Source organism: Frondihabitans peucedani, assembly GCF_039537585.1.
GTDB lineage: Bacteria > Actinomycetota > Actinomycetes > Actinomycetales > Microbacteriaceae > Frondihabitans > Frondihabitans peucedani.
Genome location: NZ_BAABAU010000001.1, coordinates 1,900,614 through 1,921,527 on the forward strand (window position 1 = coordinate 1,900,614; position 20,914 = coordinate 1,921,527).

At 71.5% G+C, this 20,914-nt stretch carries 19 protein-coding genes and 3 tRNA genes; 9 read left to right on the top strand and 13 right to left on the bottom strand.

The genetic code is table 11. From position 1 onward, the window contains the following. Positions 1-73: 73 nt before the first annotated feature. The 5 genes from ABD733_RS08760 to ABD733_RS08780 form a co-directional block, all read right to left on the bottom strand. On the bottom strand, positions 74-853 hold the full coding sequence (locus tag ABD733_RS08760; protein ID WP_344795097.1) for an ABC transporter ATP-binding protein: 780 nt from the start codon (positions 851-853) through the stop codon (positions 74-76). Positions 854-885: 32 nt separating this feature from the next. Next, positions 886-1,590: a GntR family transcriptional regulator gene (locus ABD733_RS08765; RefSeq protein ID WP_344795099.1), complete on the bottom strand. Its 705-nt coding sequence runs from the start codon at positions 1,588-1,590 to the stop codon at positions 886-888. A gap of 73 nt (positions 1,591-1,663) precedes the next feature. Further along, a complete protein-coding gene (locus ABD733_RS08770) occupies positions 1,664-2,344 on the bottom strand; it encodes a GntR family transcriptional regulator (RefSeq protein ID WP_344795101.1) in 681 nt (226 codons plus the stop codon). A 127-nt stretch (positions 2,345-2,471) separates the two neighbouring features. Then, positions 2,472-3,458, bottom strand: coding sequence for an MDR family oxidoreductase (locus ABD733_RS08775; RefSeq protein ID WP_344795103.1), 987 nt, complete (start codon positions 3,456-3,458; stop codon positions 2,472-2,474). A gap of 21 nt (positions 3,459-3,479) precedes the next feature. Next, positions 3,480-4,505 carry a 6-phosphofructokinase gene (locus ABD733_RS08780; protein WP_344795105.1) on the bottom strand — a complete coding sequence of 342 codons (1,026 nt, stop codon included), beginning with the start codon at positions 4,503-4,505 and terminating at the stop codon, positions 3,480-3,482. A gap of 99 nt (positions 4,506-4,604) precedes the next feature. Between ABD733_RS08780 and ABD733_RS08785 the strand changes: the two genes are divergently transcribed. After that, on the top strand, positions 4,605-5,225 hold the full coding sequence (locus ABD733_RS08785) for a hypothetical protein (RefSeq protein ID WP_344795107.1): 621 nt from the start codon (positions 4,605-4,607) through the stop codon (positions 5,223-5,225). A 40-nt stretch (positions 5,226-5,265) separates the two neighbouring features. On the opposite strand, the gene ABD733_RS08790 is transcribed toward ABD733_RS08785, so the two are convergent. Both ABD733_RS08790 and trhO read right to left on the bottom strand, forming a co-directional pair. After that, on the bottom strand, positions 5,266-5,754 hold the full coding sequence (locus tag ABD733_RS08790) for a pyridoxamine 5'-phosphate oxidase family protein (protein ID WP_344795109.1): 489 nt from the start codon (positions 5,752-5,754) through the stop codon (positions 5,266-5,268). 10 nt (positions 5,755-5,764) lie between these two features. Next, positions 5,765-6,649 carry an oxygen-dependent tRNA uridine(34) hydroxylase TrhO gene (gene trhO, locus ABD733_RS08795; RefSeq protein WP_344795111.1) on the bottom strand — a complete coding sequence of 295 codons (885 nt, stop codon included), beginning with the start codon at positions 6,647-6,649 and terminating at the stop codon, positions 5,765-5,767. A gap of 124 nt (positions 6,650-6,773) precedes the next feature. On the opposite strand from trhO, the gene ABD733_RS08800 reads away from it, so the two are divergent. Then, on the top strand, positions 6,774-7,460 hold the full coding sequence (locus ABD733_RS08800) for a GntR family transcriptional regulator (RefSeq protein WP_344795113.1): 687 nt from the start codon (positions 6,774-6,776) through the stop codon (positions 7,458-7,460). A 9-nt stretch (positions 7,461-7,469) separates the two neighbouring features. Further along, positions 7,470-8,411: a DNA-3-methyladenine glycosylase family protein gene (locus ABD733_RS08805; protein ID WP_344795115.1), complete on the top strand. Its 942-nt coding sequence runs from the start codon at positions 7,470-7,472 to the stop codon at positions 8,409-8,411. A 78-nt stretch (positions 8,412-8,489) separates the two neighbouring features. On the opposite strand, the gene ABD733_RS08810 is transcribed toward ABD733_RS08805, so the two are convergent. Continuing rightward, a complete protein-coding gene (locus tag ABD733_RS08810) occupies positions 8,490-8,948 on the bottom strand; it encodes a MarR family winged helix-turn-helix transcriptional regulator (RefSeq protein ID WP_344795117.1) in 459 nt (152 codons plus the stop codon). A gap of 41 nt (positions 8,949-8,989) precedes the next feature. On the opposite strand from ABD733_RS08810, the gene ABD733_RS08815 reads away from it, so the two are divergent. Continuing rightward, positions 8,990-12,616 carry a bifunctional proline dehydrogenase/L-glutamate gamma-semialdehyde dehydrogenase gene (locus ABD733_RS08815; protein WP_344795119.1) on the top strand — a complete coding sequence of 1,209 codons (3,627 nt, stop codon included), beginning with the start codon at positions 8,990-8,992 and terminating at the stop codon, positions 12,614-12,616. Between the two features lie 18 nt (positions 12,617-12,634). Here the strand turns inward: ABD733_RS08815 and ABD733_RS08820 are convergent, their stop codons facing one another. Then, on the bottom strand, positions 12,635-13,072 hold the full coding sequence (locus ABD733_RS08820; RefSeq protein WP_286345721.1) for an Lrp/AsnC family transcriptional regulator: 438 nt from the start codon (positions 13,070-13,072) through the stop codon (positions 12,635-12,637). Positions 13,073-13,243: 171 nt separating this feature from the next. On the opposite strand from ABD733_RS08820, the gene ddaH reads away from it, so the two are divergent. Continuing rightward, positions 13,244-14,035 (top strand): dimethylargininase, encoded by a 792-nt coding sequence (gene ddaH, locus ABD733_RS08825; RefSeq protein ID WP_425552899.1) that lies wholly within the window; start codon positions 13,244-13,246, stop codon positions 14,033-14,035. Next, entirely contained in the window at positions 14,032-15,270 is a 1,239-nt protein-coding gene (rocD, locus tag ABD733_RS08830; protein ID WP_344795124.1) for an ornithine--oxo-acid transaminase, read from the top strand. The genes ddaH and rocD overlap by 4 nt, the downstream gene beginning before the upstream one ends. A gap of 320 nt (positions 15,271-15,590) precedes the next feature. Here the strand turns inward: rocD and ABD733_RS08835 are convergent. The 3 genes from ABD733_RS08835 to ABD733_RS08845 form a co-directional block, all read right to left on the bottom strand. After that, a tRNA-Phe gene (locus ABD733_RS08835) sits at positions 15,591-15,663 on the bottom strand. A gap of 1 nt (position 15,664) precedes the next feature. Continuing rightward, positions 15,665-15,741 (bottom strand) — tRNA-Asp (locus ABD733_RS08840). Positions 15,742-15,790: 49 nt separating this feature from the next. Continuing rightward, positions 15,791-15,863: transfer RNA gene (locus ABD733_RS08845), tRNA-Glu, on the bottom strand. Between the two features lie 360 nt (positions 15,864-16,223). Between ABD733_RS08845 and ABD733_RS08850 the strand changes: the two genes are divergently transcribed. Further along, positions 16,224-17,567 (top strand): peptidoglycan DD-metalloendopeptidase family protein, encoded by a 1,344-nt coding sequence (locus tag ABD733_RS08850; protein ID WP_344795126.1) that lies wholly within the window; start codon positions 16,224-16,226, stop codon positions 17,565-17,567. A gap of 31 nt (positions 17,568-17,598) precedes the next feature. Continuing rightward, the gene (locus tag ABD733_RS08855) at positions 17,599-19,092 is read left to right on the top strand and encodes a C40 family peptidase (RefSeq protein ID WP_344795128.1); all 1,494 of its coding nucleotides are present in this window, start codon (positions 17,599-17,601) and stop codon (positions 19,090-19,092) included. A gap of 199 nt (positions 19,093-19,291) precedes the next feature. On the opposite strand, the gene ABD733_RS08860 is transcribed toward ABD733_RS08855, so the two are convergent. Continuing rightward, the gene (locus ABD733_RS08860) at positions 19,292-19,783 is read right to left on the bottom strand and encodes an inorganic diphosphatase (RefSeq protein WP_344795130.1); all 492 of its coding nucleotides are present in this window, start codon (positions 19,781-19,783) and stop codon (positions 19,292-19,294) included. Between the two features lie 64 nt (positions 19,784-19,847). Here ABD733_RS08860 and tilS point away from each other — a divergent pair, with 64 nt between their 5' ends. Then, entirely contained in the window at positions 19,848-20,894 is a 1,047-nt protein-coding gene (tilS, locus tag ABD733_RS08865) for a tRNA lysidine(34) synthetase TilS (protein WP_344795132.1), read from the top strand. The last annotated feature ends 20 nt before the right edge of the window (positions 20,895-20,914 follow it).

Genomic DNA, 20,914 nt, shown 5'->3' on the forward strand with positions numbered 1-20,914 from the left:
CTCGGCTGAGCCCGCCTGCTCGGGCGAGCCTGCTTGGTCGGCCGAGCCCGCCTGTTCGGCTGAGCCCGCCGGCTCAGGCCCGACGCGCCTGCCAGCGGCCCGCGTCGCGGGTGATCGCGAGCGGGAAGTCGAAAGCGCCCGAGACGAGGTCGCTGGTCAGTACGTCGTCGGACGTGCCGGTGGCGTAGACGCGGCCCGCGCGCAGCAGCATCGCGTGCGTCGTCGACGCCGGCAGGTCTTCGAGGTGGTGCGTCACCGTGACCGAGGCGATCGCGGGGTGCGCGATCCGCAGGGCGTCGACCGTCTCGAGGAGGTGCTCGCGCGCGGCGACGTCGAGCCCGGTCGCCGGCTCGTCGAGGAGCAGGAGCGCAGGATCGGCGATCAGCGCGCGGGCGATAAGGGCCCGGCCGCGCTCGCCCTGGGACAGCGTGCTCCAGCGGGCCTGGACCCGTGCCCTCAGCCCGACCGACTCGGCCAGCGCGACGGCGCGGTCGGCCTCGTCGGGTGTCGGCTCCCAGCGCGGGACCGGATCGCTCGTGCCGGTCACGCCGGTGAGCACGACCTCGGCGACGGTGTTGTCGCCGAGCATGCGGTGCCGGGGGTCGACGTGCCCGATGTGCGTGCGGAGCTCTCGGAGCTCGACCCGCCCCAGACGCTCGCCGAGCACCTCGACGGTGCCCCCGGACGGATGGCCGAGAGCACCGCACAGGGTGAGCAGGGTCGTCTTCCCGGCGCCGTTCGGCCCGATCAGAGCCCAGTGCTCGCCGGCCTCGACGCGCAGATCGACGCCCTCGAGGAGGTCGCGCGCCTGCCGGCTGACGCGCACCCCGCGCAGGTCGAGGACGCTCGGCACCGGCGAAGGACGCCGACCCGCGGCCTCATCGCTCAGTGCTTGACCACCGTGGCCGGGAAGACGCCGCTCTCGCGGACCTCGTCGTAGTAGTCGCCGAACTCGTCGGTCTGCTTCGACATGAGGTCGCCGGCCTTCTCGGCGTCGCCGGCGGAGATCGCCTCGCGGAGGGCCGCGGTGAACTTCTGTGCGGGCTCCCAGGGGTAGACGCCCTGCGACGCCGCGCGACGGATCAGGAGCAGGAGGCGGGGGTTGGTCGTGCTCCAGAGCCGCTGCAGCGAGGCGCTGCCGCTCGCCTCCAGCAGGATGTCGTTGAACCGGGCGATCGCGTCGACGTCCTCGAACTGGTGCGCGGCGAAGGCCTTGCCGCGAGCGGCGAGGATCTTGTCGATCTCCTTCTTCTGCGCGGGCTGGAGGGCGCCGACCCCGCGTCGGACGATGAGACCCCAGATGTCGTAACCGGTCTTGAGGGTGTCGACGAACTCGTCGAAAGTCGGCTGGATGACGCGCGTGTAGCGGTTGGCCTCGATGTCGACGAGGGCCTGGTCGGCGAGCTTCGCGATGGCCTCGCGGACGGGGGTGCGGGAGACGCCGAGCCAGTTGACGAGCTCGTCGTCGTTGAGACGCTCGCCGAGCTCGAGCGTGCCGTCGATGATCGCGTAGAACATCTTGTCGTAGACGACGTCGCGGAGGAGGCGGCGGGGTGCGGGGGTCTGCGTCGCGGGAAGAGGGACTGGCATGAGCGTTCTCCTGTGTCAATCGGGATGAGATCGGTGAATCGGGTGAGCACGGCCGCCCTGCGCGGCCGGTGTGTCAGTCGGGGATGACGCCGACCGCGTGGACGGCTTCGAGATGCCTCTCGGTCGCCTCCTGGAAGGCCTCGAAGGCGGGGATGATCGCCGCGTGGTCGCGCGTCTCGGCGGCGTGCCGGAGGCGCTGGACGTACTCGATCGTCTCGACCCAGCGGAACTCGTCGAGCGCCGCCTGGATCATGAAGACGACCCGGGCGTTGAGCGTGGCCTCGAGCTGCTTCAGCAGCGGGTTGCCCGTGCGCTCGAGGGTGAAGTCGGTCAGCGCCCCGAGAGCGCGGATGGCGCTCGACTCGCGCGCCTCGAGGCGCGCCAGGGCGTCGTCGCAGAGGCGGAGGTAGTCGTTCACGTCGGTGTCGGTGAAGCGGGGGAAGGCCCACCGGGCGCTGAGCTCGTGGAAGCCGCCGAGCATCTGGATGGCGTGCTGGTACATCTCGAAGGTGGGGCGGACGATCCGCGTGTAGCGGTTCGCCTCCATCTCGACGAGGCCGTAGTCGACGAGCTTGGCGATGGCCTCGCGGATCGGGGTGCGTGAGACGCCCAGCCAGGCCACGAGCTCGTCGTCGTTGAGGCGCTCGCCCGCCTGCAGGGTGCCGTCTTGGATGGCCTCGATCATCTTCTCGAAGACGACGTCGCGCAGCAGCCGCCTCGGTGCTGGGTTGTCGGGGCCGGTCGGGACGGGCATGCCTCACCTTCCATGCAGGTCAAAGTATCGAGTATCTCAGACTCTAGGATACGCCGGACCGGTTGCGCCACGCGAGCGGGGGCCCGTGTCCGGACAGCGACAGGAAGTTCCCAGCGAGCGGGCGCCGTCAGCGGCGCACGTCGACGACGGTCCGCCCGCGCACCTGCCCCGCGAGGATCGTCTCGGCGTGTCCGGCGACCTCCGTGAGGCCGACCTCCTCGGTGAGCGAGTCGAGCAGGTCGAGGTCGAGGTCGGCGGCCAGGCGCGCCCAGGCCTCCTCGCGCAGGGCGAGCGGGGCGTCGACCGAGTTGATCCCCCGGAGCGAGACCCCGCGCAGGATGAAGGGCAGCACCGTCGTGGGGAGGTCGCCGCCCTGCGCGAGTCCGCACGCCGCCACGCTGCCGCCCCACCGCGTCTGCGCGAGCACGGTGGCCAGCGTGTGGCTCCCGACCGAGTCGACGGCCCCGGCCCAGCGCGGACGCTGGAGCGGCTTGCCGGGCTCGGAGAGCGTCGCCCGGTCGATCACGTCGGCGGCGCCGAGGCTCCGGAGGAAGCCGTCCAGCTCCGGGCGCCCGGTCGAGGCGGTCACCCGGTAGCCGAGCCCCGACAAGAGCGCGATCGCGACGGAGCCGACCCCGCCGCCCGCCCCCGTGACCAGGATGTCCCCGTCGCCGGGTGCGACATCCTGCTCGATCCGGAGCACGCTCAGCATCGCCGTGAAGCCGGCCGTCCCGATCGCGGCAGCGCGCCTCGGCGTGATGGCCTCCGGGAGCGCGACGAGCGACGCGGCGTCGACGACAGCCCTCTCGGAGAAGCCGCCGTGGCGGGTCTCGCCGATCCCGGCGCCGTTCAGCACGACGCTATCCCCCGCCGAGAAGCGGCCGGCCGAGTCGGGCTCGGTCACGGTGCCCACGAGGTCGATGCCGGGGATCAGCGGGCTGATCCTGGCCACGCCCCGGTCGCCGGAGAGCGCCATGCCGTCTTTGAAGTTGAGGCTCGACCACTCGACGTCGACGACGGCGTCGCCGTCGGACGCGCCCTGGCGGAGGAAAGCGTCGTCCACCTCCCGGAGCGTGGCGGGGGCGGACTCTTCGACGACGATGGCGCGGGTCATGACTCGACGGTACGCCCCGGATCAGCCGAACAGGATCGCGGCCTCGTCGTACCGGTTCTGCGGCACCACCTTCAGGGTGCCGAGAGCCTCCTCGAACGAGACGTGGACGATGTCGGTGCCGCGGAGGGCGACCATCCTGCCCCAGCGTCCCTCGACGACCGAGTCGCTCGCCGCCATGCCGAGCCGCGTCGCGAGCACCCGGTCGTAGGCCGAGGGGGTGCCGCCGCGCTGGATGTGACCGAGGGTGGTGGCGCGGGTCTCGATGCCGGTGAGCTCCTCGATGAGGGGCGCGAGGCGCTCGCCGATGCCGCCGAGCCTCGGGCGTCCGAACGCGTCGAGCCCGCGCTCGGAGTGCGGGTCGTTCTCGTGGTCGAGCACGAAGCCCTCCGCGACGACGACGAGCGGGGCCCGGCCGCGGTCGTACGCGGACCGCACCCAGACGGCGAGCTGCTCGATGCTCGTCGCCTGCTCGGGGATCAGGATCGCGTGCGCCCCGGCGGCCATGCCGGAGTGCAGGGCGATCCAGCCCACGTGCCGCCCCATGACCTCGGCGACCATGCAGCGGCTGTGCGACTCGCCGGTGGTCCGGAGCCGGTCCATGGCGTCGACGGCGATCTGGACGGCCGTGTCGAAGCCGAACGTGTAGTCGGTCGCGCCGAGGTCGTTGTCGACGGTCTTCGGGACGCCGACGATCTTCAGGCCCGCGTCGGTGAGGCGGCGCGCGGCCGCCAGCGTGCCCTCGCCGCCGATGGCGATCATGGCGTCGATGCCGCGCGAGCGCAGGTTCTCGGTGATCCGGTCGACGCCGCCGTTGCCCTCGAACGGGTTCGTGCGGGACGTGCCCAGGATCGTCCCGCCCTGCTTGGCGATGCCCTGGATGTCCTTCCGGCCGAGCGGCACGATGTCGTTCTCGACGACGCCCCGCCAGCCGTCGCGGAACCCGACGAACTCCTGACCGTGGATCTGCATGCCCTTCAGGACCGCGCCGCGGATGACCGCGTTGAGGCCGGGGCAGTCGCCGCCGCTGGTGAGGATTCCGATACGCATCTTCGCACTCCGTCGGGTCGCTCGCGGTCGTTCGGATCTCGGTCGTCGATGTGCCGCGGTGGCTCCATCATGTCGTACCGACGACCTAGGATCGACACGATGGCAGGCCCACAGGACGACGACGCCGCCCTCGCGCGATTCCGGCGCGGGGCAGGCGTCCGCGTGGGTCCTCCCGGCCCTCCGCCTCTCCCCGGCGACCGGCGTCCGGCGACGCCGCAGCAGGCCCGCGACGCCGCCGCATGGGCTGCCGCGGGCGGCCCCGGGGCCGAGCCCATCTCGACCGGGACGGTCCCCGGGTGGGCGGGCGAGGCCGATCCTGCGCGCCCGCTCTTCGGCGACCTCGTCGGGCCTCCGCCCGCGACGTCGACCGCCCCGCCCCCGAGCCCTTCGTCGCCGCTCTTCGACGAGTCGCCGAGCGAGTGGCTGCCGGTCGACGACGATCCCGGCCGGGCGACCGGCATCACATCGATCGTCGTGGGCCTGTTCGTCGGCCTGGTCGGGCTGTTCCTCGGCGTGCACTCGATCCGGCGCTCGCGCGCGGCCGGTCTCGCAGGAGGCCTCGGCATCGCCGGCGTCGTGATCTCGATGCTGAGCATCGTGATCGTCGGGGCGATCGGGCTCTCGTGGGTCCGCTACGAGGTGCAGGTGGCCGAGCAGTGCTCGCTGGTCGGGCCGGGCCTCTATGTGACGAGCTCGGGGGAGCAGGTCACCTGCCGCTAGACCGGCCCGGCCCGCGCTCTCGCTCTCGGTCTCGCTCTCGCTAGAGCGAGATCGTCTGGTTCTCGCCGACGTTCTTCGGGTGTCCGCCCGTAGCGGCCGCCTTGGCGTACTTGAGGAGCGTCACGGCCTTGGGCTCGGTGCTCGTCCACGACTCGACCGTGTGCGCGTCGACCTCGAGGAGCGCGACCTGCGGGTCGTCGCGGCCCTGGTCGAACCAGGCCTCGGCGCCGGTGGTCCAGAGGTCGTCGATCTTCTGCGAGTCGGTCGTGAGGTGAGCCGTCCCCGAGATCGACAGCCAGCCCTTCGACGTCTCGACGCCGACGTTGACCTGCGGGTTCGCCGCGATGTCGTGCACCTTGTGGCTGTCCTTCGCGACGAAGAAGTACACGGAGCCGTCGAACTCGTGGTCGACCAGCGCGAGGGGGCGGCTGACGAGGTGGCCGTCCTCGTCGAGGGTGGTCAGCAGGCCGATGCGCGCCTTGTCGAGCACATCGGCGACGGTCTTGATCTCTTCCGGAGTGGCGTTCATGGGCCGGACGCTACGCCGCCGCGGCGTGAGCGGCACACAGGATGCCCTCGCGCTCGTGCTCGGCGGGCGCCTCGCAGACCACGAGCTCGTCGCGGCACTGCGGGTCGGCGCAGTTCTGCAGGTGCGACGACGGCGCTCCGCAGACGACGCAGGATGCCAGGACCGCCGCGTGATCGCTGAAGGTCACCGACCCGCGCCCGTCGAACACGTAGAGCGAGCCCTGCCACAGGCCGTCGTCGCCGAAGCGCTCGCCGTACCGGACGATGCCGCCCTCGAGCTGGTACACCTCTCGGAAGCCCCGGTCGATCATGAGCGAGCTGAGCACCTCGCAGCGGACCCCGCCCGTGCAGTACGTGACGACCGGCTTGTCCTTCAGGTGGTCGTACGCGCCGGAGTCGAGCTCGGCGACGAACTCGCGGGTGTTCGCGACCTGCGGGACGACGGCGCCGGCGAAGCGGCCGATCCGGGCCTCGACCTCGTTGCGGCCGTCGAAGAAGGTCAGCTCCTTCTCGCGCGCGAGCTCGTGGAGGCTCTCGGGATCGAGCCGGACGCCGCCGCCGACGACCCCGGTCTCGTCGACCCGCAGCTCGCCCGGGGCCCCGAAGCTCACGATCTCGTCGCGCACCTTGACGCTGAGCCGCGGGAAGTCGCCGCCGGCGCCCTCGCTCCACTTGGCGTCGAGGTCGCGGAACGGGGCGTACTCCCGCGTCTTCCGCAGGTAGCGCTTGACGTCCGGCAGATCGCCGCCGACTGTGCCGTTGATCCCGTCTCTCGAGAGGATGATCCGGCCGGTCAGCCCCAGCGACTCGCAGAGGTCGCGCTGCCAGAGCCGCAGCGCCTCCGGGTCGGGCAGCGGTGTGAAGACATAGAACAGCAGGATCTTGGGGGTCGCCACGGCGGGAAGTCTACCTTCCGCTCCCCGCCTTGCTGCAGTATCGTGTGACATGTAAATACTGCTTTCGAGCCTGAGGGGGAACCACGATGCCGACGTCGTCCACCGATCACCCGGGGTTCCCCTCGTGACCCCCGTGCCCCAGCTCGCCATCCAGTCGAGGTCGCGGCAGCTGCTGAGCGAAGACGTCCGGCGCCGTCTCCTGGTCGCGATCCTCGACGGCACCCTCTCCGCCGGTGAACGCCTCCACGACGAGCAGCTCATCGGCTGGCTCGGGGTGTCCCGCACCCCGATCCGCACGGCGCTCGAGCGGCTGTCCGAGATCGGGCTCGTCGAGATGGAGCCGAACCGCTTCACGCGAGTGTCCGAGCCGACGATCGAGTGCCTGGTGCACTCGCTGCAGGTCTACGCGGCACTCACGGTGTCCACGATCGACCGGGTCGTCTCGCGCTTCGACGAGGCCGACCTGCGGGAGTTCCGCCGGCGGCTCGCCCGGGTCGAGTCGGTCGCGAGGCGCCAGCAGCAGGTCGACTGGGCGCAGGACGACCTCCGGGCGGTCGACGGCGTGCTCGACCTCATCTCCGGCCGCAGCACGAACCCGCTCCTGCTCGGCTTCCTCGGCGAGGTGCGCGTGCGGCTGGCGTTCATGTTCCTGCACCTGTCCGTCCCCGTCGACCGGAGGGCGGTCCGGCGCTTCGTCGACGAGATCTCGTCAGCGGTCGAGGGGCGCGACGAGGAGGCGCTGGCGCGCGTGGTCACGACCGCCTTCACCCTGCACGGGCTCGATGCCGCCACTGTCGGTCGCGGCGGTTAGCCTTCTGGCATGTCTTCGACGGTCGCCTCCGGTCGCGCCGCCGAGCTCCACACGACGTACGCGCCGCGCGAGCCGGTGCATCTGCATCAGACGCTGCGCTCGCTGTCGCGCGGTGCGGGCGATCCTGCGTTCCGAGTGATCGGATCGACGATCTGGCGAGGTGTGCAGACCCCGCTGGGTCCGGCGACGCTGCGGCTCGAGGCCGGGCCGTCGTGCATCGAGGCGACCGCGTGGGGCGACGGCGCCGAGTGGATGATCGAGTCGGTTCCCGAGCTGCTCGGCGAGGGCGACGACTGGTCGGGGCTCGACGTGTCGTCGACACCGCTCCTGGCCGACGCGCGGCGACGACTGCCCGGCCTCCGGCTCACGCGCACCAACCAGGTCGTCCAGATGCTGGTGCCCGCGGTCCTCGAGCAGAAGGTCACGAGCGTCGAGGCGTGGCGCGCCTGGCGTCAGCTCGTCCGGTCGCACGGCACCGCCGCTCCCGGTCCGGCTCCGGCCGGGCTCACCGTCCCACCCGACGCTGCGGGCTGGGCGAGGATCCCGAGCTGGGAGTGGCACCGCGCGGGCGTCGGCCCGCAGCGCTCGGCCACGATCATGCGGGTCTGCGCCGTCGCTGCCGGCCTCGAGCGCACCCTCGCCCTCGGCCGCGGCGGAGACGAGATCCAGAAGCGCCTGCGCTCCGTCGTCGGCGTGGGGGTGTGGACCGCGGCCGAGACGAGCCAGCGGGCCCACGGCGACGCCGACTCCCCGAGCGTGGGCGACTACCACCTGCCGGCTCTCGTGGGCTGGGCCCTCATCGGCGAGCCGGTCGACGACGACGGCATGCTCGAGCTGCTCGAGCCCTGGCGGGGTCACCGCGAACGGGTCATGAGGCTGATCGGGGCGAGCGGGTTCCGCAAGCCCCGCTTCGGCGCCCGGATGACGATCCAGGACCACCGCTTCCACTGAGCGTCGGTCGGGGTCGGCGGCGTTTCGTCCCGTCCGTCCGCCCGTCCCGTCCCGTCCCAGAGCCGGTCCGGTCAGGCGTCAGTCCGTCGCGTCGTCGCCGATCGCGTCGAGCACCCGCTGCGAGAAGCTCCGCAGCGCGTCGCCCTCGCCGCCGAGGGCGTCGACGAAGTAGCGCTTGATGGCCTCGTTGTGACCTCGGCTCGACTCGAGCATCGCCCGGCGGCCGTCGCTGGTGAGCTCGACCCAGGTCCCTCGCGCATCGAGGTCGCAGTCGCTCCGCCGCACCAGGCCGCGCTTCTCCATGCGGGTGACCTGGTGGCTGACCCGGCTCTTCTCCCAGCCGATCTGCTCGGCGATGTCGCGGACCCGGAGTCTCCGGTCGCTGCTCCGACCGAGGCCCGCGAGGATCTCGTACTCCGGAGCCGACACGCCCGAGCCCTCGTGCAGACGCACCTCGAGCGCGCGGTCGAGCCGTCGCCGCATCGCGTAGAAGGTGTCCCAGACGAGCCAGTCCTCGTCGGTGAGCTGCTCGGCCATTCGCCCAGTGTAGAGACGGTGGTGCGGCATATCCTCGAAGCATGTCCGATGCTCCTCCCGCCGACCTCGCGACCGAGACCATCGAGACCGTCCGACGGTGGCTCGCAGCGTCCGAGGGGGTGCGCGTCGATCCGTCGGCGGCGCGCCTGGCCGGGGTGCTGCGCGATCCTGCGGGTCTCGACTTCACGCTCGGGTTCGTCGACCGGGTGGTCCGGCCCGAAGACATCCATGTCGCAGCGCGCAGCCTCGAAGAGCTCAGCCGTTCGATCCCGTCGTTCCTGCCGTGGTTCCTGCGGGCCGCCATCTCGGCGGGCGGCGGTCTCGCCTCCGGCGCCCCCTGGCCGACCGTGCCGCTCGCTCGCAAGGCGCTGCGGCGGATGGTCGAGCACCTCATCGTCGACGCGACCCCCTCGCGCCTGGGCTCCAGCCTCAGCAGGCTCCGCGCCGACGGGGCGAGGCTCAACCTCAATCTGCTCGGCGAGGCCGTCCTCGGCGAGGCCGAGTCCGACCGCCGGCTCGAGGAGACCCGCGAGCTGCTCGCCCGTGACGACGTCGACTACGTGTCGATCAAGGTCAGCGCCGTGGCGAGCCAGCTCTCGCTCTGGGCGTTCGAAGAGACGAGCGACCGGCTGGTCGCCCGCCTCCTGCCGCTGTTCGAGCTCGCCGCCTCTGCCGAGACGACCAAGTTCATCAACCTCGACATGGAGGAGTACCACGACCTCGATCTCACGATCGACGTCTTCACGCGCATCCTCGACTCGCCGTCGATGCTCCACCTCGAGGCGGGCATCGTCCTGCAGGCCTACCTGCCCGACTCGCTCGGCGCCCTGCAGCTGCTCACCGAGTGGTCGAGGTCGCGCGTCGCCCGGGGCGGCGCGCCGATCAAGGTCAGGATCGTCAAGGGCGCGAACCTCGCCATGGAGCGCGTCGACGCCGCGGTCCACGGCTGGCCGCTGGCGACCTGGCCGAGCAAGATCGAGACCGACACCAACTACAAGCGGCTCCTCAACTGGGCGCTGACGCCCGACAACGCCGCCGCCGTCAAGATCGGCGTCGCCGGTCACAACCTCTTCGACGTCGCCTACGCACACAGCCTCGCCAAGCGCCGGATGGTCACGAGCCGGGTCGACTTCGAGATGCTCCTCGGCATGGCCACCGCCCAGGCCGCGGCGGTGCGGGCCGACGTCGGTCAGCTCCTCCTCTACACGCCGGTCGTGCACCCGCACGAGTTCGACTCGGCGATCAGCTACCTCGTCCGCCGCCTCGAGGAGAACGCGTCGCCCGAGAACTTCCTGTCGGGGGCCTTCGACCTCGGGTCCGACCCCGAGGTCTTCGAGCGCGAGAAGGGGCGGTTCCTGGCCTCGCTCGACGCCCTCGACGACCGGGTGCCCCGGCCGAACCGCCGCCAGGACCGGACGCGGCGCCTCGACCTCGGCGTGCCGACGGCGGGCTTCGTGAACGCCGCCGACACCGATCCGTCGCTCGAGTCGAACCGCACGTGGGCGAGACGGATCCTGCGGCGGTCGAGCACTTCCGAACTGGGCGTCGAGACCGTCGAGGAGGCCTGGGTCGACGACCGCGGGCGCCTGGAGGCGATCGTCGCCGGCGTCCGGGAGGCCGGCGTGAAGTGGGGGCGAGAAGACGCCGCCACGCGCGCCGAGCTGCTCGACCTGGTCGGGCAGGGCCTCGCCGCGCACCGCGCCGAGCTGATCGAGGTCATGACGAGCGAGACCGGCAAGACCATCGCCGAGGGCGACCCGGAGGTGAGCGAGGCCGTCGACTTCGCCTTCTACTACGCGGAGCAGGCCAGGGGACTCGACTCGCTCGACGGAGCCGTCGCCGTGCCGCCGCGGCTCACGGTGGTCGCGCCGCCCTGGAACTTCCCCGTGTCGATCGCGGTCGGCGGCGTGCTGGCCGCCCTCGCGGTGGGCAGCGGCGTCATCCTGAAGCCCGCCCCGCAGGCGCACCGCACCGCTGCCGTCGTGGCCGAGATCCTCTGGAAGGCGGGAGTGCCGGCGTCGCTGCTGGCGCTGGTCGACCTCGACGAGAGCGAGCTCGGCGAGCACCTCGTCGCGCACCCCGCGGTCGACCGCGTGATCCTGACCGGGTCGTTCGAGACGGCGGCCCTGTTCCGATCATGGCGACCCGACCTGCCGCTGCAGGCCGAGACGAGCGGCAAGAACGCCATCGTGGTCACGCCGAGCGCCGACCTCGATCTCGCAGTGGCCGACATCGTCCAGAGCGCCTTCGGCCACGCCGGTCAGAAGTGCTCGGCGGCGTCGCTCGTGATCCTCGTCGGATCGGTCGGTCAGAGCGACCGCTTCCGCCGGCAGCTCGTCGACGCCGTCTCCAGCCTCCGCGTCGGGTACCCCGACGTCCCGACGACGCGCATGGGGCCGCTCATCGACCCGCCGCAGGGCAAGCTCGAGCGGGGGCTCCGCACGCTGGCCGACGGCGAGTCCTGGCTCCTCCGGCCGCAGCCCCTCGACGACACCGAGGTGCTCTGGAGCCCCGGCATCCGCGACGGCGTCGAGCCCGGGAGCGAGTTTCACCTGACCGAGTACTTCGGCCCGGTCCTCGGCGTCATGCGCGCCGACTCGCTCGCCCAGGCGATCGAGTGGCAGAACGCGGTCGACTACGGCCTGACCGCCGGCCTCCACTCGCTCGACGTCGGCGAGATCGCCATCTGGGCGTCCGGAGTCCAGGCGGGCAACCTCTACATCAACCGCACGACCACCGGCGCGATCGTGGAGCGTCAGCCCTTCGGCGGCTGGAAGCGCTCCACCGTCGGGACGGGCGCGAAGGCCGGCGGCCCCGACCAGCTGATCGGCCTCTCCTCGTGGCGGCGCGACGGCCACGAGCCCGCGTCGTCGCTCAGTCTGCGCGGCGTGCCCGATGCCGGGGTGCGGATCATCGAGGCGACGCGGTCGGTCCTGACCTTCGGCGAGTTCGACTTCGTCCGGTCGGGCAGCGCCAGCGACCTCCGGGCCTGGAACGACCACTACGCCGCATCGCGCGATGCGGCGGGGCTCGGCATCGAGCGGAACGTGTCCCGCTACCGGCCGCACCCCGTGATCCTGCGGCTCTCGACCGACGGGCGGATGGCCGACCTGGTGCGCCTCGTCGCCGCGGCCGCCGTGGCCGGGGCGCCGGTGACCATCAGCACTGCCCAGCCGCTGCCCGCGACCCTCGTGCAGGTGCTGAGGGCGACCGACACCCCCGTGCACGTCGACGAGATCGTGGTCGAGAACGAGGGGCTCTGGCTCGCGCGAGCGGCGGCCGGCCTGCTGCAGCGCCACGAGGAGCCGCCGGTCGAAGACGACCTCGCGCTGATCGAGCGCGCGACCCGCGACTCCGGGCTCCTGCAGCTCGGGCTGCCGAACACGGTCGCGCTCGACCGGGCCGCGCTGCTCGAGGCCGATCCGACCACGGTCCTCGACGGGCCGGGGCCGGGGTCGTACCGGGGGCTGCGCGTCCGGCTGATCGGCGGCGATCCTGCGGCCCTGGCCCGTGCTGTCGGCGGAAGCTGCGACGTGTCGATCTACTCCGACGAGGTGACCGAGTCGGGGCGGCTGGAGCTGCGGCCGTTCCTGCGGGAGCAGGCCGTGTCGATGACGGCGCACCGCTTCGGCAACCCCGTCGCCGAGCTGGCGGCGCTGCGGCTGTAGGGCGGCAGCAGCGCCGGGCTACGCAGGCTGGCGGTTGATCAGCTTCGACAGCACGATCGCGCTCCGGGTGTGGTCGACGTTCGGGGCGTTGCGCACCCGCTCGAGCGCTCCCTCGAGCGACGGGATGTCGCGCGAGCGCATGTGCACGATCGCGTCGGCGCTGCCCGTCACCGTGCCGGCGTCGACGACCTCCGGCACCGTGCTCAGGATCCGCTGCAGCTCGGCGGGCGAGACCGTCCCGCGGCAGAACAGCTCGACGTACGCCTCCGTGGCGAGTCCGTCGACGGCGGGGTCGACCTGCACCGTGAAACCGCGGATCACGCCGTCCGACACCATCCGGTCGACCCGGCGCTTCACGGCCGAGGCACTGAGGCCCACGACGGCGCCGATGTCGCCGTACCCGGCGCGGGCGTTCTGACGGAGGAGATCGATGATGCTGAAGTCGAGATTGTCCACGCGTCGACTGTACGGGCCTTTGTTGCGCGGATCACGCGATCCTGCACGAAAAGTGCGTTAGACGCCACCAGGATGCGCGTATTCCGTGTGAAACTGGCAGACGTGAGCATCGCTACTGAGACCCAGTCACCCTCTGTCCCGACCCGTCAGGCCTCCCACCGGACCATCCTGATGTGCCGTCCCGAGCACTTCACGGTCAGCTACAAGATCAACCCGTGGATGAACCCCGAGAACCCGACGTCGACCGCCACGGCCCTGGCCCAGTGGCAGACGCTGTACGACACCTACGTCGGCCTCGGCTTCGACGTCGAGCTGATCGATCCCGTCGAGGGCCTGCCCGACATGGTCTACTCGGCCAACGGCGGCTTCGTGCTCGACGGCAAGGCCTACGGCGCGAGCTTCACCTACCCGGAGCGCCAGCCCGAGGGCCCCGCCTACATGGACTGGTTCGGCGCCAACGGCTTCGAGGTCGTCGTGCCCGAGCAGATCAACGAGGGCGAGGGCGACTTCCTCCTCGTCGGCGACGTGATCCTGGCCGGCACCGGCTTCCGCAGCGACTCCACCTCGCACGAGGAGCTCGCCCGCATCTTCGGTCGCCAGGTCATCACCCTGAAGCTCGTCAACCCGAGCTTCTACCACCTCGACACGGCCATCGCCGTGCTCGACCCGGTGCCGGTCGACGGCCACTCGAACATCGCCTACCTCGAGAGCGCCTTCGACGAGGCGTCGCTCACGATCCTGCGCGAGCGCTACCCCGACGCGATCATCGTCAGCGAGGAGGACGCCGCGATCCTGGGCCTCAACTCCTACAGCGATGGCTACAACGTCGTCATCGCGGCTCGCGCCAAGGGCTTCGAGAAGCAGCTGCGCGAGCGCGGCTACAACCCGATCGGCGTCGACCTCTCCGAGCTGCTGCTCGGCGGCGGCGGAGTGAAGTGCTGCACCCTCGAGCTGCGACGATGAGCACCGTCCTCTCCGCCGGCGCGGCCGCCATCGAGGTCGAGGAGCGCTCGCTCGCCCACAACTACCACCCGCTCCCCGTCGTCGTCGCGACCGCCGAGGGCGCCTGGGTCACCGACGTGGAGGGCAATCGCTACCTCGACTGCCTCGCCGCGTACTCGGCCGTCAACTTCGGTCACGGCCACCCGCGTCTGGTCCAGGCGGCCAAGGCCCAGCTCGACCGGGTCACGCTGACCAGCCGCGCATTCCACAACGACCAGCTCGGGCCGTTCGCGGCAGAGCTCGCGGCTCTCCTCCACAAGGAGATGGTCCTGCCGATGAACACCGGCGCCGAGGCCGTGGAGTCGGCCATCAAGGTCGCCCGCGCCTGGGGATACCGGGTCAAGGGCGTGGCGCAGGATCGCGCGAAGATCGTCGTGATGGACGGCAACTTCCACGGGCGCACCACCACGATCATCAGCTTCTCGAACGACCCGGAGGCGCGAGCCGACTTCGGCCCGTACACGCCCGGATTCGTCTCGGTGCCCTACGGCGACATCGACGCCCTCGAGGCGGCGATCGACGACGACACGGTCGCCGTGCTGCTCGAGCCGATCCAGGGCGAGGCCGGCGTGGTCCTGCCGCCGGAGAGCTACCTGCCCGCGGTGCGTCGACTGACGTCCGCCCGCAACGTCCTGATGATCGCCGACGAGATCCAGGCCGGCCTCGGCCGCACCGGCGCCACCGTCAGCTGCGATCTCGTCGACGTCGTGCCCGACCTCTACACGCTCGGCAAGGCGCTCGGCGGCGGCATCGTGCCGGTCAGCGCCGTCGTGGGCGACCGCGACGTGCTCGGGGTGCTCCGCGCCGGCGAGCACGGCTCCACGTTCGGCGGGAACCCGCTGGCCGCGGCGGTCGGACTCGAGGTCGTCAGGATGCTCGCCACCGGCGAGTGGCAGCGCTCGGCCCGCGAGCTCGGTGCGCGCCTCCGCGGAGGGCTCGATGCGCTCGCCGCGAGCGGTGCCGGAATCGTCGCCGTCCGGGGTGCGGGCCTCTGGGTGGGCATCGACATCGACCCCGCGATCGCCACCGGACGCGAGGTCTGCGAGGGCCTCATGCGCCGCGGAGTGCTCGCGAAAGACACGCACGGCTCCACGATCCGGCTGGCCCCGCCGCTGGTCGTGACGGCCGACGAACTCGACTGGGCGGTCGAGCAGCTCGCCGACACCCTGGCCGACCTCCGAGCGGCCCACGCCTAGGCCTCCCGGCGCCCCGAGCGGCGCTGTCCGAGTCGGCGTCCGGATGCGCCGGCTCGGGCGGTGTCTTCGGCGCGCCTCCCGCGCTTTCGCACCTGAGGCTTATATACCTTGTCTTGTGCACAAGATGCACGGCTCGGCTCCTCCTGGGTGGCCGGGCCCCGCGGGAGGGCGGGTACGGCCGCCCTCCCGCGCTGTGCCTGGTGCGTCACGCCGAGCTCGTGGCTGAACGGGCCGTCAGACAAGAAAGGCGCCGACTCCAGGTCGGCGCCACTTCTGCTCGTGCAGTCAGTCGGGGGAAGCGGCAGAGCCGCGAACGAGGGTGGCTGGACGCGGCATCGATCCGCGGACCTTTCGATTTTCAGTCGAACGCTCTACCAACTGAGCTACCCAGCCATGGCGACCCTGACCGGACTTGAACCGGCGACCTCCGCCGTGACAGGGCGGCGCGCTAACCAACTGCGCTACAGGGCCAAACTTTGTTGCTCTTGTTCCTTCACGTGTATCTCGGTCCATCGTACCGTGACCCCAACGGGATTCGAACCCGTGCTGCCGCCGTGAAAGGGCGGTGTCCTAGGCCACTAAACGATGGGGCCGTGAAAGGCGTGAAGGCATTCCAGCAACCGAGGGACAAGCATACGGATCCTCACGGCAAAAGCAAAATCCGCAGGATGCCGCGATCCTGCGCTCCACTCGGCGCTCGACCTCTTCTCCCCAGTTGTGGTCACACGGCCCTCGTCCACAGATGCGCCACACCGGCAGTGCAGACGGGTCGCATCCCCTGACAGGGTTAGTTTCAAGCTGTTCTTGAGACTTTCGAACGGGAGTCTCCGGCCGGAAGCGGTCGACAGCCTGAGGGAAATCGCCCTTGGGCGTGTCGGTCTGCGTTGCTACTGTTTCTCGTGTTAACAGTGTGACCCGCCATCCGGCCACACCGTGACGACGATTGAGAACCGATGACACTCTTCTTCCGCTCCGCCTCCGACGCTCCTCGCAGCCGTGCTCTCCGCGCCGGCTCGGGCTCCCGCGTCTCCTCGGCGCGCTCGGGAGGCGGCCTCCGCGGCCGTCGCGGTCGCGCTCTCGGCGCCATGCTCCTGGCGGGGTCGGTACTGGTGTCGGGCGTCGTCCTCGGCTCGCCGCTCGAGGCGAATGCGGCGGCGGCCAAGTACCCGTCCTGGAACGACGTGGCTGCGGCCGCCAAGAACCAGTCGAAGAAGGCCGTCGAGATCCAGAACATCAACAAGCTCCTCGTGCAGCTCGCCGGCGACGTCGCCGCGAAGCAGGCCGTGGCGGTGCAGAAGGGCAAAGACCTCCAGCAGGCGCAACTCGACTACGACCAGCAGGAGAGCATCAAGGCCAAGCTGCAGACCCAGGCCGACCAGGCCGACAAGGTGGCGAAGGCAAGTGAGACCCGCGCCGGTCAGCTGGCCGCGCAGCTCGGGCGCTCGGGCTCGAACAACATCAGCACCGACCTCATCGCCAACCCGGGCAAGGCGAGCAACCTCCTCTACAAGCTGGGCGCGATGTCGAAGCTCACGGAGCAGGCCGACGGCATCTACACGCAGGCCGTCCAAGACCGGAACACGGCCCAGTCGCTGACCGACCAGGCCGACGTCGCGGCGAAGGCCCTGGCCGATCTCGCCGACAAGGCGAAGGTGGCCCTCGCCGACGCTCAGGCGGCCACCGAGGCCGCGCAGTCCGCCGTCGAGGCCCAGCAGGCCAACCAGACGCGGCTCAACGCGCAGCTGGCCGCCATCAAGCAGCAGCGCGTCCTCACCGAGCACCAGTACAACGTCGGTGTCGTCGTGAAGCGGAAGGCCGCCGCCAAGGCCGCCGCGGCCGCTGCAGCTCTCGCCGCGAAGCAGGGCGGCGCCTCGGGCATCGTCAACTCCCAGGGCTGGACCAAGCCCGCCGGCGGCTACATCACGAGCGGCTACGGCATGCGGATCGACCCGTACACCGGCGCTCACGCACTCCACGCCGGGACCGACCTCGGAGCATCCTGCGGCTCGAACATCTACGCCGCCCACTCGGGCACGGTCATCTACGCCGGCCCCTACGGCGGCTACGGCAACTTCGTGCTGCTCGACAACGGCGACGGCATCTCCACCGGCTACGGGCACATCGTCGACGGCGGCATCCACGTCGCCGTGGGGCAGCACGTCGATGGCGGCCAGGTCATCGCGCAGGTCGGCTCGACCGGCTGGTCGACGGGCTGCCACCTCCACTTCGAGACGCGCCCCGGCGGCGTCGCAGTCAACGCCGTCCCCTTCATGGCGGCCCGAGGAGTGACCCTGTAGTGAGAACACGCACACCCGAGACGACCGCTCTGTGACGCCCCGCCGTCGCACACCGGGTGTGCTCCTCGTCCTCGCCGTGTCCGCCGGGCTCATCGCCTCGTCGGCCGTCGGCCTCGCGACGCCCGCCGTGGCCTCGCCCTACCCGTCGTGGGCCGACGTCCAGGCGGCCAAGGGCCACGAGTCCGAGGCGAAGAAGCAGATCTCGGCGCTCGACACCGCGATCACGACACTGCAGAAGCGCGCAGGATCCGCCAGCGACTCCGCATCCGGCGCCGGCGAGCGGTACCAGATCGCCGCACTGGCCGAGCAGTCGTCCCGAGCGAGGCTCGAGGCCGTGACCTCGCAGAAGAAGAAAGCAGCGGCGGCCGCGAAGGTGTCCGAGCAGCGCGTCGGTCAGCTCGTCGCCGAGCTCTCGCACGCCGGCGGCGGCAACCTCACCGTCGACATGCTCACCGAGTCCGGCCACGCGTCCGACCTGCTCTACCAGCTCGGCACGATGACCAACCTGACGGCCCGCACCACCGACCTCCTCCAGCGCGCCCGTCAAGACCAGAACCTCGCCGCCTCGCTGACCGATCAGGCCGAGGCCGCGCAGAAGGCCCTGGCCGAGCGGACGAAGGCCGCCGCCGCCGCCCTCCGCCGGGCGAACTCCCTCGCCGCTGACGCCACCGCGGCACTCGCTGTACAGCAGAAGAACCAGACGCAGCTCATCGCGCAGGTCGCGTACCTCCGTGGCACGACCGCGGCCGTCGAAGAGAAGTACTACGCCGGCCAGGCCGCCGGCACCCTCGCCGACGCGACGCCCGGCGCGGGGAGCCCTGCGTCTTCCGGTTCGGGCACGGCGACCGGCGCAGGATCCGGCAGCACCGGCAGCGGCTCGGGTTCGAGCGCCGGCTCCGGTTCGGGCGCTGGTTCCGGTTCGGGCTCGGGCTCTGGTTCGGGCTCCGGTACCACTTCGAGCGAGCCGGCCCCGGCGAAGCCCGCGCCCGCGAAGCCTGCGCCCGCGAAGCCGGCCCCGGCCAAGCCGGCCCCGGCCAAGCCGGCGCCCGCGAAGCCCGCCCCCGCGAAGCCGGCCCCCGTCAAGCCAGCACCGGCCCCGGCCCCCGCCCCCGCGCCGAGCAAGCCGGCCCCGGCCCCGTCCGGGTCGTCCGCAGCCGTCAACACCGCCGTCGCCTTCGCCAAGGCCCAGCTCGGCAAGACCTACGTCTGGGGTGCGGCCGGCCCGAACAGCTGGGACTGCTCCGGCCTCATGATGGGCGCCTACAACGCGGCCGGCGTCTACATCGGCGGCCACTCGGTGCGTCTGCAGTACAACTACTTCGTCGCGAACAACCGCATGGTGCCGCTCGGATCGATGACCCGCGGCGACGTCCTGATCTACCACAACGCCACCGACGGCATGTATCACGACGCCATGTACCTCGGCGACGGCACGATGATCGAGGCGCCGAACCCGAGCGCGCGGGTCCGGATCGTGGCGGTCCGCTACTTCCAGCTCTCGTACGTGGGTCGCCCCGTCGGCTGACGCTCCGCGCCCGGGTGGGCGGGTGCTGGTTGGTGTGGGCGGGGCTTCGGGGGCCCGCCGAAGCCTGCGAGCACCCGCCGACGCGCCCCAGCCGCCCTGCACCGCACAGCACTGAGCCGACCCGCCCCACGGAACACGAGAGCGGCGCGCCCCCGAAGGAGCGCGCCGCCCGTGACTCGGTGCCCGGAGGCCCGAGAGGTCAGTGACCCTCGTCGTCGAACTTCTTGAAGCCCGCCTCGACGATGGCCTCGGCCTCGGCGGCGTCGCCCCAGCCCTCGGTCTTGACCCACTTGCCGGGCTCGAGGTCTTTGTAGCGCTCGAAGAAGTGCGCGATCTCGGCCTTGGTCTGCTCCGGGACGTCGTCGATGTCCTGGATGTGCTGCCAGCGCGGGTCCTTCGCGGGGACGACCAGGACCTTGGCGTCGGAGCCGGCCTCGTCGCTCATGTTGAAGACGCCGACGGGGCGCACCGAGACGCCGACGCCCGGGAAGACCGGGTACTCGAGCAGCACGAGCGCGTCGACGGGGTCGCCGTCGAGGCCGAGCGTGTTCTCGAAGTACCCGTAGTCGGTGGGGTAGACGAACGCAGTGAAGAGCACGCGGTCGAGGTAGACGCGGCCCGTCTCGTGGTCGACCTCGTACTTGTTGCGGGATCCCTTGGGGATTTCGACGACGACGTCGTACGCGGTCATGAGTGCTCCTTGGTACGTGAGAGTGGTGTGAAGCGCGAGGACACGCCTTCGATAACGTTACAAGATGCCGCTCCGCCCCCGCCTGACTCCCGCTGTCGCCGATGTGCGCCGGGCCGTCCGAGACACCCTCGCCGCGACGGCGGCCGAGAGGGCGCAGGATCCTGTCGCCCCGTCGACCGCGGACGTCCTGGTCGCCCTCAGCGGCGGCCCCGATTCGCTCGCGCTCGCCGCGGCGGTCGCGTTCGAGGCTCCGCGCACGGCCGCGGGTTCCACGCCTCTGAGGGCCGGCGCCGTCGTCGTCGACCACGGCCTGCAGGAGGGGTCGGCCGAGGTCGCGGAGCGCGCCGCGGAGCAGGCGCGCGCCCTCGGGCTGGAGCCCGTTCTCGTCCGCCGCGTGGTGGTGGGGAGCGAGGGCGGCCCGGAGGGTGCAGCCCGGGCGGCCAGGTACGCCGCGCTCGAGGCGGCGGCCCTCGAGACCGGGGCGCTCGCGATCCTGCTGGCTCACACCCTCGACGACCAGGCCGAGACGGTGCTCCTCGGGCTGGCGCGGGGGAGCGGCCCGACCAGCCTGCAGGGCATGGAGCCGCGCGCGGGCCTGTTCGCGAGGCCGCTGCTCGGCGTGCGGCGCGAGACGACGCACGCGTTCTGCGCCGACTCGGGGCTCGACGCGTGGCACGATCCGCAGAACCGCGATCCTGCGTTCCGACGCGTGCGCGTCCGCGAGACCGTGCTGCCGCTGCTCGAACGCGAGCTCGGGCCGGGCATCGCCGAGGCGCTCGTGCGGACGGCGGATCAGCTCCGGGAGGACTCGGAGGCGCTCGACCACTTCGCCGAGGAGCAGGCCGAGGAGCTCGCCGACCACGCCGAGGCGGGCATCTCGTTGAGCGTCCGCGGGCTCGAGGCGAACCCCGCCGCGCTCCGGCAGCGGCTGATCCGGCTCGCGGTCGAGGGCGAGTTCGGCCTCACGCTCTCTCGGCGCCAGACCCTCGACGTCGCTCGGCTCGTCACCGACTGGCACGGGCAGGGGCCGGTGTCGCTGCCGGGCGTTACAGTGGTGAGGCGCGGGGGCGTCCTCCACTTCGAGGCTGCCGCGACGCTCGCGACCGACTGACAACGAGCACGAGAAGCAGG

Coding starts and splice junctions, on each gene's coding strand:
- ABD733_RS08765 (WP_344795099.1), bottom strand. CDS start 1,590: ATGCCAGTCCCTCTTCCCGCGACGCAGACCCCCGCACCCCGCCGCCTC.
- ABD733_RS08770 (WP_344795101.1), bottom strand. CDS start 2,344: ATGCCCGTCCCGACCGGCCCCGACAACCCAGCACCGAGGCGGCTGCTG.
- ABD733_RS08775 (WP_344795103.1), bottom strand. CDS start 3,458: ATGACCCGCGCCATCGTCGTCGAAGAGTCCGCCCCCGCCACGCTCCGG.
- ABD733_RS08780 (WP_344795105.1), bottom strand. CDS start 4,505: ATGCGTATCGGAATCCTCACCAGCGGCGGCGACTGCCCCGGCCTCAAC.
- ABD733_RS08785 (WP_344795107.1), top strand. CDS start 4,605: ATGGCAGGCCCACAGGACGACGACGCCGCCCTCGCGCGATTCCGGCGC.
- ABD733_RS08790 (WP_344795109.1), bottom strand. CDS start 5,754: ATGAACGCCACTCCGGAAGAGATCAAGACCGTCGCCGATGTGCTCGAC.
- ABD733_RS08805 (WP_344795115.1), top strand. CDS start 7,470: ATGTCTTCGACGGTCGCCTCCGGTCGCGCCGCCGAGCTCCACACGACG.
- ABD733_RS08810 (WP_344795117.1), bottom strand. CDS start 8,948: ATGGCCGAGCAGCTCACCGACGAGGACTGGCTCGTCTGGGACACCTTC.
- ABD733_RS08815 (WP_344795119.1), top strand. CDS start 8,990: ATGTCCGATGCTCCTCCCGCCGACCTCGCGACCGAGACCATCGAGACC.
- ddaH (WP_425552899.1), top strand. CDS start 13,244: ATGTGCCGTCCCGAGCACTTCACGGTCAGCTACAAGATCAACCCGTGG.
- rocD (WP_344795124.1), top strand. CDS start 14,032: ATGAGCACCGTCCTCTCCGCCGGCGCGGCCGCCATCGAGGTCGAGGAG.
- ABD733_RS08850 (WP_344795126.1), top strand. CDS start 16,224: ATGACACTCTTCTTCCGCTCCGCCTCCGACGCTCCTCGCAGCCGTGCT.
- ABD733_RS08860 (WP_344795130.1), bottom strand. CDS start 19,783: ATGACCGCGTACGACGTCGTCGTCGAAATCCCCAAGGGATCCCGCAAC.
- tilS (WP_344795132.1), top strand. CDS start 19,848: ATGCCGCTCCGCCCCCGCCTGACTCCCGCTGTCGCCGATGTGCGCCGG.